Source organism: Liquorilactobacillus oeni DSM 19972 (genome assembly GCF_001436275.1).
Classification (GTDB): domain Bacteria; phylum Bacillota; class Bacilli; order Lactobacillales; family Lactobacillaceae; genus Liquorilactobacillus; species Liquorilactobacillus oeni.
Genome location: NZ_AZEH01000020.1, coordinates 139,990 through 155,491 on the forward strand (window position 1 = coordinate 139,990; position 15,502 = coordinate 155,491).

General features: G+C 37.6%; 11 protein-coding genes. 5 read left to right on the forward strand and 6 right to left on the reverse strand.

Annotation, left to right across the window (positions count from 1 at the left end; all coding sequences use genetic code 11):
* The first annotated feature begins 131 nt into the window (after positions 1–131).
* Complete coding sequence (locus tag FD46_RS01725; protein WP_057895464.1) at positions 132–2,381, forward strand: LysM peptidoglycan-binding domain-containing protein; 2,250 nt, start codon at positions 132–134, stop codon at positions 2,379–2,381.
* A 346-nt stretch (positions 2,382–2,727) separates the two neighbouring features.
* On the opposite strand, the gene glpK is transcribed toward FD46_RS01725, so the two are convergent.
* Both glpK and FD46_RS01735 read right to left on the reverse strand, forming a co-directional pair.
* Positions 2,728–4,242 (reverse strand): glycerol kinase GlpK, encoded by a 1,515-nt coding sequence (glpK, locus tag FD46_RS01730; RefSeq protein WP_057895465.1) that lies wholly within the window; start codon positions 4,240–4,242, stop codon positions 2,728–2,730.
* A 571-nt stretch (positions 4,243–4,813) separates the two neighbouring features.
* Positions 4,814–5,515, reverse strand: a complete 702-nt coding sequence (locus tag FD46_RS01735; RefSeq protein WP_057895466.1) for a SpaA isopeptide-forming pilin-related protein — start codon at positions 5,513–5,515, stop codon at positions 4,814–4,816.
* Positions 5,516–5,735: 220 nt separating this feature from the next.
* On the opposite strand from FD46_RS01735, the gene FD46_RS01740 reads away from it, so the two are divergent.
* The 3 genes from FD46_RS01740 to FD46_RS01750 all read left to right on the forward strand — a co-directional run bounded on the left by FD46_RS01740 (position 5,736) and on the right by FD46_RS01750 (position 9,958).
* A complete protein-coding gene (locus tag FD46_RS01740) occupies positions 5,736–6,437 on the forward strand; it encodes an aspartate/glutamate racemase family protein (RefSeq protein ID WP_057895467.1) in 702 nt (233 codons plus the stop codon).
* A 255-nt stretch (positions 6,438–6,692) separates the two neighbouring features.
* Positions 6,693–9,461 carry a cation-translocating P-type ATPase gene (locus tag FD46_RS01745; RefSeq protein ID WP_057895674.1) on the forward strand — a complete coding sequence of 923 codons (2,769 nt, stop codon included), beginning with the start codon at positions 6,693–6,695 and terminating at the stop codon, positions 9,459–9,461.
* An 86-nt stretch (positions 9,462–9,547) separates the two neighbouring features.
* A complete protein-coding gene (locus FD46_RS01750; protein WP_057895468.1) occupies positions 9,548–9,958 on the forward strand; it encodes an OsmC family protein in 411 nt (136 codons plus the stop codon).
* Positions 9,959–10,093: 135 nt separating this feature from the next.
* Here FD46_RS01750 and FD46_RS01755 read toward each other — a convergent pair whose 3' ends face one another.
* Positions 10,094–10,654 (reverse strand): TetR/AcrR family transcriptional regulator, encoded by a 561-nt coding sequence (locus FD46_RS01755; RefSeq protein ID WP_057895469.1) that lies wholly within the window; start codon positions 10,652–10,654, stop codon positions 10,094–10,096.
* A 238-nt stretch (positions 10,655–10,892) separates the two neighbouring features.
* Between FD46_RS01755 and FD46_RS01760 the strand changes: the two genes are divergently transcribed.
* Entirely contained in the window at positions 10,893–11,651 is a 759-nt protein-coding gene (locus tag FD46_RS01760) for a tyrosine-protein phosphatase (RefSeq protein ID WP_057895470.1), read from the forward strand.
* 373 nt (positions 11,652–12,024) lie between these two features.
* On the opposite strand, the gene nhaC is transcribed toward FD46_RS01760, so the two are convergent.
* From nhaC to FD46_RS01775, 3 genes are all read right to left on the reverse strand, one after another.
* Positions 12,025–13,446, reverse strand: coding sequence for a Na+/H+ antiporter NhaC (nhaC, locus tag FD46_RS01765; RefSeq protein WP_057895471.1), 1,422 nt, complete (start codon positions 13,444–13,446; stop codon positions 12,025–12,027).
* Between the two features lie 599 nt (positions 13,447–14,045).
* Entirely contained in the window at positions 14,046–14,750 is a 705-nt protein-coding gene (locus tag FD46_RS01770) for a VIT1/CCC1 transporter family protein (protein ID WP_057895675.1), read from the reverse strand.
* 14 nt (positions 14,751–14,764) lie between these two features.
* Positions 14,765–15,442 carry a VIT1/CCC1 transporter family protein gene (locus tag FD46_RS01775; protein WP_057895472.1) on the reverse strand — a complete coding sequence of 226 codons (678 nt, stop codon included), beginning with the start codon at positions 15,440–15,442 and terminating at the stop codon, positions 14,765–14,767.
* Between the last annotated feature and the right edge of the window lie 60 nt (positions 15,443–15,502).

The following is a 15,502-nucleotide window of genomic DNA, read 5'->3' on the forward strand; positions in this document are numbered from 1 at the left end:
CTACTTTCAACAATTTAGGTAACTAAATTGTTCATATTAGCTTTTTTTTTTGCTATACTGTATCCATACGAATGTTAACCTTTGAAATTATTTGTTTATAAAAATATTATTCTGAAAGGATGTGGAATGTTTTGAAAAAAAGAAGTGAGCGGATAGCTCATCAACACTATTTAAATAAAATCAAACATCTCCATGGATTCAGTAGGACTGCTTCTTATGTCGGTACTGGCCTTTTACTCGGCTCAGCAGCTCTGCCTGTACTCAAAACAAAAGCTGATACAACTTCCGCAGAAACAGTCTCAAGTAATTCTGCCACACAACAGGCTGCATCCAGCACTGTTGATAGCACTGCACAAAGCGCAGCTGCATCGGCAGCAAACAGCACAAGTACCGCTGTCAGTTCAACGCCTGCAGTAAGCAGCACAGATACTGCAGCCAATAATTCAAGTGCCGCTTCTACAATAACCAGTGCAAGCAGCACAAGTTCCCTGGCTACTTCAAAAGCAACAGCCAGTTCTCAAGCAGCACAAGCAACTAGTGCTGCTTCAAGTTCCGCTACTAGTAACTCCTCTTCAAGCGGTACAAGTTCAAACACAGACACGGTCAAAATTGCAGCTTTTAGTGCGACCGTTGATACTCAGCTTAATTCTTCAGTTCCTGGTAATGTAAATTCTTTTTTGGGAAGCGTTGCTTCCTCAGCACAACAGGTTGCAAACCAATATAATCTGTACGCTTCTTTAATGATTGCGCAAGCCGCACTTGAAAGTGGCTGGGGCGGAAGCACTTTAGCCAGCCAGGCACATAACTTGTTCGGGGTTAAATATTCTGGCAGCGGCAGTTATGTCACAATGAATACTTCAGAATATCTTAACAGCTCCTGGATTTATATTCCTGCCAAGTTTCAAGCATACAGCAACTACAGTGATTCATTTATTGGTTATGCTAATTTAATCAGAGACAACTTCCCCAACTCTACTAAGGCAAATGCAGCCACAGTTGCAATTGCAGCACAAAATCTTGCAAATGGCAAATATGGGACTTACGCGACCGCGCCAAATTATGCGAGCTCATTGATGAGTATCATCAATGCTTATGGGTTAACCAAGTATGATACTCCAAATAGCGGTTCGTCATCACAACCGGGAAATACTTCAAATCAAAATAGCAGCGGCAGTACCTCGACTGGCTCTACTGGAAGCAGCACGGCAACTTCTACATATAGTGTCAAAAGTGGTGATACGCTTTGGGCAATTGCCAATAATTATGGTATTTCTGTTGCAAACTTAAAGAGCTGGAATAACCTTTCATCTGATACTATTTATGTAGGTCAGAGTTTGAAAGTCTCAAATTCAGGCTCTAGTTCACAGAGTAACAGCAGCAGCTCAAATTCAAGTTCCAGCAATTCGAATAATACTTCATCAACAAAGAGCTACGCTGTTAAATCTGGTGATTCTCTGTGGGCTATTGCTAATAATTATGGTGTTTCTGTCGCAAACTTAAAGAGCTGGAATAACCTTTCATCTGATACTATTTACGTAGGTCAGAATTTAAAGCTGTCCAATTCTGCAAGTGCAAGTTCTCAAAGCAATAATTCAAATTCCAGCAGCAATTCAAGCAGTAGTTCTTCGTCAACAAAGAGCTACGCTGTTAAGTCCGGTGATTCTCTGTGGGCTATTGCCAATAATTATGGTGTTTCTGTTGCAAACTTAAAGAGCTGGAATAACCTTTCATCTGATACTATTTACGTAGGTCAGAATTTAAAGCTGTCCAATTCTGCAAGTGCAAGTTCTCAAAGCAATAATTCAAGTTCCAGCAGCAATTCAAGCAGCAGTTCTTCGTCAACAAAGAGCTACGCTGTTAAGTCCGGTGATTCCTTGTGGGCTATTGCTAATAATTATGGTGTTTCTGTCGCAAACTTAAAAAGCTGGAATAACCTTTCATCTGATACTATTTACGTAGGTCAGAATTTAAAGCTGTCCAATTCTGCAAGTGCAAGTTCTCAAAGCAATAATTCAAGTTCCAGCAGCAATTCAAGCAGCAGTTCTTCGTCAACAAAGAGCTACGCTGTTAAATCTGGTGATTCCCTGTGGGCCATTGCTAATCAGTACGGATTAACTGTTGCTAAGCTTAAAACTCTTAATAATTTAAGTTCCGACACTATTTATGTTGGTCAAACACTCAAAGTTAATGGCACCAGTTCTTCTACCACCGCAAAAAATGATTCAAATAGTTCTTCCAGTGCAGCAAATTATACCGTTAAAGCTGGAGATTCTTTATGGCAATTAGCTGTCAAACACGGAACTACAGTAACACAAATCAAATCAGACAATCATCTGACTTCAGATATCATTTATGTCGGACAGCAGTTGAAATTCAAGTAAGGATTAATAAGTTAGCTTACTATAACTTAGAGCCGGTTCAATGTTTTTATAGAACCGGCTCTTTTTTGTGTGCCCTTATAGTTTCAAAACAACACGAAAGGAGAATGTGCTAATAGTCATTAAGCTTTGTGCATTAACTGTAAATTGCGAACATAGTTCGAATTTGATTATGCGTAATACGTGGTTAAGCGGAAAAGACTGACTATTGAAATACGTTAATATGGAAATTGCAAGAAAGTACAAAAAAACTGAGTCAAAACATAAGCTTTGATCCAGTCTCCTCTAACCATACTTTCTATATTAAAAAACTTCAAAAAATGTCAAGAGACAAGCGGTAGAGGATCGTTCACTTATCTTCTTTTACTTGGTACTTGAATTCCATCGTAGCCTTAACTGCATGCCGCCAGCCGCCGTAAAGTTCCTCACGTCTTTCTTCTTCCATTTGCGGCTGAAATTTTTTTCCGACCTTATATATTTGCCGTAAGTCGTCAACACTGTCCCAAAATCCTACAGCCAACCCAGCCAAGAAAGCTGCACCCATTGAAGTCGTTTCAACATTAGCTGCTCGTTCAATCGGTATATTCAACAGATCTGATTGAAACTGCATTAAGTAATTATTATTTGAGGCTCCACCATCAACACGAAGTACTGGAATCTTAATTTTAGTATCTTTATACATTGTATCAACTACGTCGCGTGATTGATATGCTAATGATTGCAGCACTGCTTTGATAAAATCACGCCGATTTGTCCCGCGAGTCAGCCCAAATACAGCTCCCCGTGCTTCTGCATCCCAATAAGGGGCACCTAACCCGGTGAAAGCTGGAACAACGTAAACCTCATCTTGGCTGGTCGATTTACGGGCCGCCTCTTCTGAATCAGGTGCATTTTCAATAAGCTGCATTGAATCACGCAACCACTGGATAGCAGATCCCGAAACAAAAACAGAACCTTCAAGCGCATAGTTAACTTCACCGTTTATTCCGTATGCAATTGTCGTTAAGAGATTATTAGCAGACATAATAGGCTTTTTACCTGTATTCATCACAATAAATGAACCAGTTCCGTAAGTATTTTTAACCATACCTGATTCCAATGCAAGCTGGCCGAACAAGGCACTTTGCTGATCCCCAGCCATTCCGGCAATCGGAACTGCACTGCCATAGAAATGGTAAGTGGCAGTCTTGCCGTATACCTCTGAATTTCCCTTAACTTCAGGCAGCATCTTTCTAGGAATATTCAACAACTTCAGAATATCATCATCCCAGTCTAACTTATGAATGTTAAAAAGCATTGTTCGACTGGCATTGGAATAATCAGTGACATGAAACTTTTCTCCAGAAAGTTTCCATGAAAGCCATGTATCAATCGTTCCAAAGAGTAATTCTCCTTTCTCTGCCCTTTCTTGTGCACCTTTTACGTGATCCAAGATCCAGCGAACCTTAGTAGCGGAAAAATAAGGATCAATTACTAAACCGGTTTTATCATGAATCATATCAGCATAGCCATTTTTATTTAATTTTTGTGCAATTTCATTAGTTTGACGAGATTGCCATACAATTGCATTATAAATAGGCAAACCGGTTTTTTTATCCCAGACCACAGTTGTTTCACGCTGATTAGTAATTCCAACGGCTGCAATTTGATTTGGCTGAACACTTGATGAAATAAATGCATTAGCAATTGTCGATAAAACAGCATTCCAAATTTCATTTGCGTTATGCTCAACCCAACCGGGGTGTGGAAAATACTGTGAAAATTCACGTTGTGAGTCTGCTATAGTCTTTCCATCATGGTCAATGATAAGAGCACGGGTACTTGTAGTTCCTTCATCAATAGTAAGTATATATTTTTGTGGCATTTATTTTCCCTCCATTTTTTACTATACATTCTCCAGCTTTATGTTACCGCTTACATATTTAAGATTATACCATTAATATAAAAATGCAAATAATCAGCTCTTTGCATGTGAAATTGATATGTTAGGCACACTGATACAACAGAATTTCATTTGTGAAATTAGCATTTTTAAGATTTAATTCACAAATAATAAAAAGTATACCATTTTAAAATAATGGGATAAATCTTCTTAATATAGCCATTTATATATTTTCCAATTTTTATTTATATTATTATCTTATCGTGTTTGAATCATACTGAGCAAAGCTTCAAAAATAACTTGTTTTTTATTTTTAGACGCAAAAAGAACTGAGTCAAAAGTTAACTCTTGACTCAGTCCTCTGTTTTAATCTGCAACATTCGCATTAATGTATTTCAATAGTCAGTCTTTTCCGCTTAACCGCGAGTTACTCATAGTCAAATTCAGACTGTGTTCGTAATTCGCAGTTAATGCTCAAAACCTAACAGCTATTGCCACACTTTTTTATCGCATTAGAAAATCTAGTTTTTGATCTTCTAAAAATTATATTAAACTATTTTCTTGCTTTTCTGCGATACAGAACTGTACCTAATACTGCCAATATGATTATAATCCCAATAACTGTCAAACCTGCATTTCTCTGTTCGCCGGTTTGTGGTAAATGACCCTTGGAACTGTTATTGTTATGTGCAGTCCTTGAAGTCGAATTACCATTTTGCTTGCCTGTTGAATTTCCAGAAGCTTCCGGTTTTGCGGAACTCGCAGAACTATTAGATTCAGCTGGCTTAGCAGGAATCTTTTTGTTAGTTATCTTAAGACTGGCAGGTACTGGCGTCTTCGCAGTCTGCAGTTTAATAGTAAATACATGTTTCTCTTTTGTTGGTTCATATCCATCGGGTGCGCTTGTTTCGACAAAGTAGTAATCTCCAGGTTTAAGACCGTTATATACCAACTGACCTTTAGCATCAGTCTTAAGATTTCCTTTAATGAAGTGTCCATCCTTGTCATAAAGGCTGAAGACTGCACCAGGTAAAGCTTTGCCTGTGTCAACATCTGTCTTGGTTAATTCAACAGAACCTGTCTTTTCACTGTTCTTAACAGTAACACTCGCGACCTGAGTCTTTGTTTGCAAAGCAACTGTAAAATGATATTCCCTGCCCGCATCAAAGTTATAGCCGGCTGGAGCTGCTGTTTCCTTAAAGTAGTAATCTCCAGGTTTCAAATCGTTATAGCTAATCTTGCCATTTTTATTCATAAATTCATTTAAACCGCAAAAAATTATGCTAAACTAATCTCTTTATTTCACTTTTTAAATTTAGCGAAAAAGATTCATCTTTTTATTGCGACCTAAATTCTCAGTCATGGGAAAAAAGGTGAAGTTCTTTGAAGTTTCAAGTTATATTATTTTTAAAAAATCCTAAAAAAATCAATTGTTGTATACTATCAACATAATAGTATTAGAGGAGGTAACATTTATGTATAAAATTGGTTTGGTAGGAGGAATGGGTCCTGTCTCAACCGTTGACTACTACGAAAGAATCATAAGGGGTTTTCAAAAAAGGTATCCTCATGCTTGTCCTTCGATTGTGATTGATAGTTTAGACGTTTTTTCTCTGTTATCTCTCGAGGAAAAGGGAAACTATTCAACTCTAACTAGGCAGCTCGCCACAAGTATCAATAACTTAAAAAATGCAGGTGCTGATTTTGCTGTATTAACTGCTAATACACCTCACATTATTTTTGATGAACTGCAAAAAGTTGCGTCACTTCCTCTCATCAGCATTCTTGATTCCACCAAAGATGCAATCATACAAAATAAACAGCATACTGTTGGCCTGCTTGGTACTAAAATAACAATGAAAGCCGATTTTTATGCACGAAAGTTGGCAATCGCAAATATTAAGGTAGTCACCCCTTCTCTAACCCAAATCGAAACTATTCATGAAATCATTTCTAATGAACTTGAGCTGGGAATCATTAACCCAGTCAGTAAGAAAAAAATACTGATAATTATTAACGATCTGCAGAAAAAATACAAGCTTGAAGGCTTGATTCTAGGCTGTACCGAACTGCCCTTAATTCTTAGTCAAAAGGACGTTTTGCTTACTGTTTATGACACAGTAGAGTTGCATGTCGGCGCCATTTTAAAAACCCTTTTTACAGAGAATTTAAAATAAACTTTTATTTTTGCTGATTGGACAGCAGGTTATTAAACCAAACTTTTGTCAGCAAAATACTTTTTTTAAAAAAATGATAACGCTTATATTGTTTTTATCTAACTTTTTATTTTAAAAATAAGATTGAGTTAAACAGCATTTAGTAGTAGCTTGTAGTTGAATTGGTTCTCTTTTAATAACTGTAAATGTGAATATACATCTCTCTGCAGATAAAGAAATGTGCTTAAATTAGAACAAATGAAAGAAGTGGTTTTGTTGAAAAAAATAACAAAAAGCAGTCGAGACTATGCTCAAGAGAACTTAGAGCAGCTTTATCACGAATTTGATTCCAGTCAACAGGGGCTCACAAGTAAACAAGCAGCCGCACGTTTACAGCATTTTGGCGCTAATACAATCCAAAAATCCAAAAAGCAGTCTCAACTACGGCAGTTTTTGAAGAACTTTACAAGTTTAATGGCCATCTTGTTGTGGGTAAGCGGATTAGTAGCTATTTTGACAAACACTTTGGAACTCGGGATTGCTATTTGGTGTGTCAACTTAATTAACGGTTGTTTCAGTTATTACCAGCAGCATGAAGCACAAAAAGCAACAGATTCTATGCTGGCAATGCTTCCAGTCTTTACTCAAGTTTATCGTGATGGTAAATTACAGCAGGTAAATGCCAAAGAAATCGTTCCCGGAGATGTTTTTTCTGTTCAGGCAGGAGATTCTATTCCTGTTGATGCACGTCTTTTAACAGCTGCCACCTTTCAAGTAGATGAATCCGCGTTAACTGGTGAATCCGTCCCGGAGTCCAAAGATGTAGCTTATGAACCAGGAGAAGGCCAGTTTGCGGAATCAAATATGATTTATGCCGGCACTGCGGCTGTAAGCGGCGGTGCAACAGCGCTGGTCATTGCAACCGGTATGCATACCGAATTTGGAAAAATAGCGGCTTTAACTCACCAACAAAAAAAATCGATTAGTCCTTTGCAGCTTGAACTGAATCGTTTGACTAAACAGCTATCAATAATTGCCTTTTCAATTGGCATTGTCTTCTTTGTTGCAGCACTTCTTTTCGTACACTACGCTCCTGCAAAGGCCTTTATCTTTGCTTTAGGACTAGTTGTTGCTTTCATTCCAGAAGGCCTTTTGCCTACTGTCACCTTATCTTTGGCACAAGGGGTCAAACGGATGGCCAAAAATCATGCCCTTGTAAAAGAATTGAATAGTATTGAAACATTAGGAGAAACTACCGTTATTTGTTCTGACAAAACAGGGACATTGACTCAAAATCAGATGACTATCAATCATGTCTGGACCCTTGAACATGATTATCAAGTAAGCGGGCAAGGATATCGTGTTAATGGTCAAATTACTTTGGCTGGAAAGAAAGTTGATTTCAAACAAGCGAACGATCTTGGAAAATTATTATTAACCGCAACACTGGATAATGATACAAAACTTGAAATTAATACACAGGATCAAGGAAAAAATAAGTTGATCGGTACTCCAACAGAAGGAGCCCTGTGTGTTTTAGTTAATAAAGCTGGTATTGAAATTCAGAAATTACAAAAAGAATTTCCCCGGCTCAAAGAATTTCCCTTTGATTCGAGAAGAAAGCGGATGACTACTGTTCATCAGGGAAACGATCAAAAATACTTAGTCTTGGTCAAGGGTGCTTTAAGCGATCTGCTGCCAAAATGTAATACAGTTCTGCTTAACGGAAAAACAACCGCACTAGGTAAAGAACAAATAACAAAAATCAATAGTGCAAACAAAAATTTTGCTGCTCAAGGTTTACGTTCATTAGGCTTTGCCTATAAAGAAATACCTGCAGAAAAAACTAAAGCGGCTAATCTGAAGATGGAAAGTGCGGAGGAACAACTGACCTTTCTTGGATTAACTGCTATGACTGATCCTCCGCGTCCAGAAGCCTATCAAGCTGTAAAATCTTGTCATCAAGCACATATCAAAATTATTATGGTCACAGGCGACAGCCCTTTAACTGCCAAGTCGATCGCTAAAAAAATTGGTATCACAGGCGAAAATCCGCGGGTAGTTACAGGTGACGAATTAAATAAAATGTCTGATGATGAATTGAAAATTGCTTTGAGCGGTGAAATAATTTTTGCTCGCGTGGCACCTGAACAAAAATACCGCATCGTTTCTACTTTGCAAAAACGAGGGGAAATTGTGGCCTCGACTGGTGATGGCGTCAATGATGCTCCTGCTTTGAAGAAAGCAGATATCGGTGTTGCAATGGGCAAGATGGGAACTGACGTCGCCAAAGATGCTGCTGATATCATCTTAACTGATGATAATTTTGCATCCATTGTCGCAGCGATTGAAGAAGGACGCGCAGTTTACAGTAATATTCAAAAGTTTCTTCTATATATTCTTAATTCAAATGTTCCAGAAGCGATTCCTTCAGTACTTTTTCTCTTCAGCAGAGGAGCAATTCCCCTTCCGCTGACAGTTATGCAGATCCTTACTGTTGATTTAGGAACAGATATGCTGCCTGCTCTTGGACTTGGTTCTGAAAGAGCCGAACCCAACGTCATGCAGCAGCCGCCTCGTACTCGTGGTGCTCATCTGCTGCAACGTTCGATCATCTGGAAAGCGTTTGGTTGGTACGGGCTGGTTGCCAGTGCAATTTCTGCGCTTGCTTACTTTTTTGTCAACGTCCAAAATGGATGGCCGCAGAAGCTTCTAGCGGCTAGCGGTCCAGTTTATAAGGAAGCAACCACCATGACTTTAGCTGCGATCGTCTTTTGTCAGATTGCAGCAGTGATGAACTGCCGCACCCAAAAAGAATCAGTTTTTCGCATCGGATTATTTAGTAACCGGCAGATTCTGAGCGGCATCTTTTTTGAAGTAATTTTATTGTCAGTGTTAATCTATACGCCTATTCTGCAAAGTGCTTTTCACACAGCAGCAATCGACTGGCAGGAATGGCTACTTTTAGTAATCATCCCTATCCCGTTATTTCTAATTGAAGAATTACGAAAGATGCTTAGCAGAAAAGTATTCAAGCAGTCTTAGGTACCGCCGACAAAATAGTGCTTGCATTTTTAACTAAAAACTCATCTTTCGGGACAAATACTAATAAAAAACGAGGTGTAAATTATATGATGAAAAAAATATTGTACGAAACTGAGGCAATTAATCAAGATGGCCTTAATGGGCAATCATATGTCAAAAACGGCCTCAAAGTTGCAGTCAGTAATCCACGCGAAAAAACTTTAGGTACAAATCCGGAGCAGCTGCTTGGTTTATCCCTTTGTACTTGTATGAATGCTACTTTACAGGCAATCGAAAATGAACAAGGCTTAAAGCACACCTCAGAGGTTAGAGTTTCAGTTACATTAATTAAGGGCAGCACAGGACTCGAATTCTTGGTTAAAGCCCGTATCCATATCCCGGATGTAGCTCTATCAACTGCTCAAAAACTGGTCAACTTGGCTAAAAGCCGCTGCCCTGTTTCAAAATTGTTGAGCAACAGCAGTAACTATGATATTGAGGTTGTGAAAGATTATTAACGTTGCTGTTTAAGACTACGTCCCATTTACAAAAAGGAGCAGAATTTCGAAAATTTATGAAATTCTGCTCCTTTTTAATTATTTTAAAAATTATATCCCAAGTTGTGAAATGTGCTGTATAAGTTCCAATGAAATTTAGTATAAAATTCCTCTAAGAATCAAGTGATAAAAATTCTGCAATGCTTCCTTGAAATTCATTCCTTCAGCTTTTAAATATTCACCATCCAAAAAACGTCTAACTGTCAATTGAATAGTTAATAAGAGAACTTTTTTTTCTGAAGAAGTTAGTATACGTACATTTTGATTATCTACTAAAAAATTTAACGTCAGCTCGCCAAATTTATCAACGTACATTTGTAGTTTTTTCCATTGCTCTGGGTACATTTTTTCAAATTTCTGAGAATGCTGCAAAAGCCTATCAAGGTCATAAGACTGATTCATATTTTTTAATTGAATCTCTAATAGACGAGAAGATGACAACTTTTTATCACTATCCGCGACTTGCCAGCTTTCAAAAAGATTATGAAAAAAGAAAGCAATGGTGGCCTCAATAATATCTGCTTTTGTTTTAAATATTTTATATAAAGTTCTCTTACTGATGTGCAATTGCTGTGTTAGCTCAGCTGTAGTAAAACTAGGGCCCCTTTCTTCAAGTAAACGAATCACAGCAGCGTAGACTTCTTTGTTTGTCTCCACAAAAAACTTGTCCTCCTTTTTATCTCATGCTTTTTAGGCTGTTAACTATATTTTATACTAACTTAAAACCATTCTAATTATAATTACTATTATCATTTTTATGACATAAATTCAACAGTAAAAAGTTTGCACAATTTTGTAAAAAAAACGTAATTCTATAAAGAATACTGCAAATTTAGTGTAATATGAATCTATAATTACATTTCGAATAGGCTAATTAAACATAGGAGTGATTTATTTGACAATTGATTATGAAAAAACCACCAGCATAACAAACCTCAGAGATATTGGAGGCTACCCAGCTGAAGAAGGGCGGCTCAAGTCAGGAATATTCTTTCGTAGCGGTGAACTTTGCAGCCTCTCAAACAAAGACACTGATCTTTTAGAAAAAGGGCTGCACCTAAAAAAGATATATGACTTTCGACGTCCGGCAGAAATAGAATCTCGGCCAGATGTTTCATTACCAAATATTGCATACGAAAATATCAGCATTATTTCATCACCTGGGCAAGCAAATCCCAGTCTGAAAAATATGGTAATTACAACTAATATAGAAAAATACATGTTTTCTGTTTATTCTGAACTTGTATTAAGTACTTCTGCTCAAATTGGTTATCATCATTTCTTGCGCGAATTACTCGCTACTCCGCAACCAATTATTTTTCATTGCTTTGCCGGTAAAGATCGAACAGGCTTTGCAGCCGCACTTTTGCTTAAAATTGCCGGGGTTAATACTGATGACATTTACGCTGATTATTTAAAAACAAACGAAGCACGTAAAGCTGAGAACGCAAAGATCCTGCAGCAATTTTCCACCCGGCTCTCTAATGAAAAATTAAAGGCTCTTGCAGTTTCACTTAACGTTAAAGCAGAATACCTTCAGCACGCCTTCAAGCTAATTCGTGAAAAATTTGGCAGCTTCGATAACTATCTGCAGGATGGGCTTCAACTTGAGAATGGCTATGTTGATAAATTCAGGCAGCTGTATATTAGCTAAACTAATCTTTTCCTACCAATTCACAAAGTCTGAGCATATCAAAGAATATTGTATGTAATAACAATTGAATATGAAAATATAAGAAAAGATGCCGCTCATCTTTAAGCTTTAGCATTAACTATGAATTGTTAAGCATAATCTGAATTCATGCTTAAGTGAAGTGTAAAGGATTGGCTGTTGAACCACGTTAATTCGCATCTTACAGGTTAAAACAAGTAGACTGGGTCAAAAGATATCTTTTGACCCAGTCTTTCGTTTTTTCTATATTTTTTTCTATATTTTTCTAATCAGTGTACTTTCATTGGGTCCTCCCTTATGTCTAAGAAAGAATTATTCGTAGACAAGCAAAGTCATGTTAGTTCGCAAATCCGAGCTATTCCAATTGTCTTGACGTTATTTCGGTCCTTTTTGACTTAGAATTAACAGTATCCAGTGTTTGCAAACCGATTCCAGTAAATCCACTGAACAGCGAAAAGAGAGGACAAAGCAGACTAAAGAAAGTAAACGGCAAGTATTGCAACGTAGGTACACCTAAAGTATTAGCAATGAATACTCCCCCAACGCCCCAAGGAACTAAGTAATTCAAAACAGTACCCCCATCTTCTAAGACTCTGCTCAAAGCTGAGTTTGCCAAGCCTTCTTCATTAAAGGTCTTCTTGAACGAGCGTCCCGGTAGAATGATTGAAAGGAACTGTTCGCCCACGAAAACATTAATTCCGATACAAGTACTTAACGTTGCAGCAACCAACTTAGCATGACTATTCAATTTATTTGCTAACGGCGTCATTATTGCAGAAATCAAGCCAAAATTTACTAATAAGCCACCCAAAGATAAGGTTAGCACGATGAGTGCCACAGTAGGCATCATGCTGACAATACCACCCCGTGAAAGAAGCAAGTTAACTTCAGTATTTGCAGTCTTAGCTTTAAAACCATTTACAAGAATCAAGCTTGCTTTATTAATACTAAGAGCAGGTGAAGTAAAGAGCATCATTCCTACAGATACAAAAATATTTAGCAGCATAGTAGGAATAGCTGCCATCTTGAATGCTGCACAAACAAAGACTAATATAATCGGAATAAGTGTGATTACAGAAATATGAAAATTACTGTTCAGCGTCGAAATAGTGGTAGTAATCTTTTCCATATCTGCATGGCTATGGCCGCTGCCTAGGATGGTAAATACTCCAGTTGAAATAATCGCAGCCGGAAGCGTTGACCAGAGAATAGTTTTCATATGCTCAAAAAGTTCGATATCTACAACTGCCGCTGCAAGGTTGTTAGTTTCAGATAACGGCGAGCACTTATCACCAAAAATTCCACCAGAGATTATTGCACCGGCAACCAGAGCCGGATTGAAATTCATCGTTACTCCAATTCCGAAAAAAGCGATACCAACAGTCGAGACTACCGTAAAACAGCTGCCCACTGCCGCACCGACAAGCGAACAAACCAGAAAAACAGCGGGCAGGAACCATTGAGCACTAATTGCTTTAAAACCAATCGCCATTAGAGTTGGAATTGTTCCTGCAGCAATCCAGGTACTAATCATTGCACCGATCAGTATAAAAATCACGATAGGAATAATTCCCTTATCAATGCCATCTTTAATTCCTGCATTAATTTCATTCCAGCTCAGTCCCTTTATTTTAGCCCAAAAAATAATCATAGTAATAGCCAATAAAATAGGAACTTGTGGAGATAACCTCATTCCAATCACGCCATAGCCCATGATAGCCAATGTTACGATCAAAACGCTGATTGCTTCACCTAAACTTATTTTTATTTTTTTCATTTCATCCAACCTCATTCGTTTATTATTTTAAATAATTTATAAACATGGTTGGTCAATATCGTATTAAGCCTCCATTAGTAGATCTTTGCATAAGCCTTACCTCTTTCATAATGACAAAAAATCGTTCCTACTGTATTCATGAAAATACAATAGGGACGATTTTTACCGTGGTACCACCCAACTTGTGCCTTAACAGACACCTCTCACTAGAAGATAATGGATTCTAGTTATTAACCAGCGCCGATTACTTAGTATTTCGTTCCCCTTATCCTGATTAGTTCGCAGCGACCACTAACTTTCTGACACCCAGATAAGAAACTACTTCATGTAAAGTTCGACTTTAAATATTGAAATCATTGTAAAACTATAATTTAACAAAAGCAAGGGTAATTTTTTTATTTTCTATCTATCATCATGACGTTGCCTAAATTATGAAATAGCAACAAATATTCTTCCTAATTTTTTTCAAACGCAAGATAAAATCGCTGTTAAATAAAAGTTGATTTTTTCTCTAAAAAGATAAATAAATTATTTCTATAATTTTATTATTTGCCACTTAAGTTTAAAACATTTCAAAACAGCTTATTTAACTTAACTTTTTAGAGCAAAATACCAACACAATAATGAATAATCATGGTTAAAATTCCCACCGCCAAATTTCGCAAAATAGAAATTTTTACAAGTCCATTTCCCAGTTTCGCACTTAAATATCCAGTTATTGAAACAGAGATGCAAACTGCGAAAATAGTTGCCTGCCATTTGTAAACTTCAGGACTGAGCGTCATGGCAGCTAAAGGTAAAACCCCTCCAAGAATAGCAGAAATTAAGGACGCGGCGGCTGCATTCCAAGGGTTCACGTATTGTCCTAATTTCAAATTATACTTGACATCAGTGACCGTTTCTAACGGTTTATTTTCCATTAGTTCTCGGGCAATTGCAAGAGACGTTTCATATGTAATCCCCTGTGTCTTATAATATTCAGCAACTATTTGAAGTTCTCGTGCATAGTTATCTTTTAATAATTTTTTTTCCTGTTGAACAACCGCTTTTTCAGTATCTTTTTGAGTACTGACTGAGGCATATTCCCCCGAAGCCATCGAAAAAGCACAAGCAAGAAGGTCAGCAAGACCTGCAATAAAAATTGTAAATTTATTAGTCGTAGCTACAGCAACACTGAAAAGTACACCCACAACTGTCAAAATACCATCATTGGACCCTAGCACTCCTGCTCTGAGTGTGTTAAGTTTCTGCTCTAGCGTAACATTTTTTTCTTTTCTGCTAGTTTTTTTAATTGAACCTGTCATTTCCTTCACACTCTTCATCCCCCTATGCAAGTGCCAATCAAATATGTTGCCGCCATAGTCAAAATTCCCGAAATAAGGTTACGTAATATACCTTTCTTCCAATTTGCCTTTCCTAAAACAGCTGCACTGTATCCTGTAACTCCAAGCGTAAGCACAACTGCAAGGAAAGTTGCCAATACCCGGATTTGGTTCGGAAAAAAAGAAATTACTCCAAGCGGAAGCACTGAACCTAAGGGAAAAGAAATCATCGATGCTAGAGCTGCAGCATACGGACTTGTCATTTCGTTTATATTAAATCCAAAACGTGCTCTTACCGTTGTTGCCAAAGCATCCTTTCCCATCAACTCTCGTACAGCTTGTTTTGCAAGTCTTTCACTGATTCCTTTTTCTAAGTATTGCTGTTTGACGTAGTCAAATTCTTTTTCATAGTTAAAGGCTAGAGCTTCCTTTTGCTGAATTGCCGCTCTTTTTTGAGAATCTTTTTGTGCGTTTACAGAAACATATTCCCCCATTGCCATAGAAACGGTTCCTGCAAGCATCCCAGCTATTCCGGCTAAGAAAATTGCATATTTATTTGCTGTAGCTCCAGCAACCCCAACTACTATTCCTGCAACTGAAAGCACACCGTCATTTGCACCCATTACTGAAGCGCGCATAATATTAATACGTGCTGCTAGACCCTTTTTAGGCATATTTTCTCCCTTCCAATTTAGAAATATTATAATATAGTAATTATTATATTCTATTACTCT

Coding starts and splice junctions, on each gene's coding strand:
- glpK (WP_057895465.1), bottom strand. CDS start 4,242: ATGCCACAAAAATATATACTTACTATTGATGAAGGAACTACAAGTACC.
- FD46_RS01735 (WP_057895466.1), bottom strand. CDS start 5,515: ATGAATAAAAATGGCAAGATTAGCTATAACGATTTGAAACCTGGAGAT.
- FD46_RS01740 (WP_057895467.1), top strand. CDS start 5,736: ATGTATAAAATTGGTTTGGTAGGAGGAATGGGTCCTGTCTCAACCGTT.
- FD46_RS01750 (WP_057895468.1), top strand. CDS start 9,548: ATGATGAAAAAAATATTGTACGAAACTGAGGCAATTAATCAAGATGGC.
- nhaC (WP_057895471.1), bottom strand. CDS start 13,446: ATGAAAAAAATAAAAATAAGTTTAGGTGAAGCAATCAGCGTTTTGATC.
- FD46_RS01770 (WP_057895675.1), bottom strand. CDS start 14,750: ATGACAGGTTCAATTAAAAAAACTAGCAGAAAAGAAAAAAATGTTACG.
- FD46_RS01775 (WP_057895472.1), bottom strand. CDS start 15,442: ATGCCTAAAAAGGGTCTAGCAGCACGTATTAATATTATGCGCGCTTCA.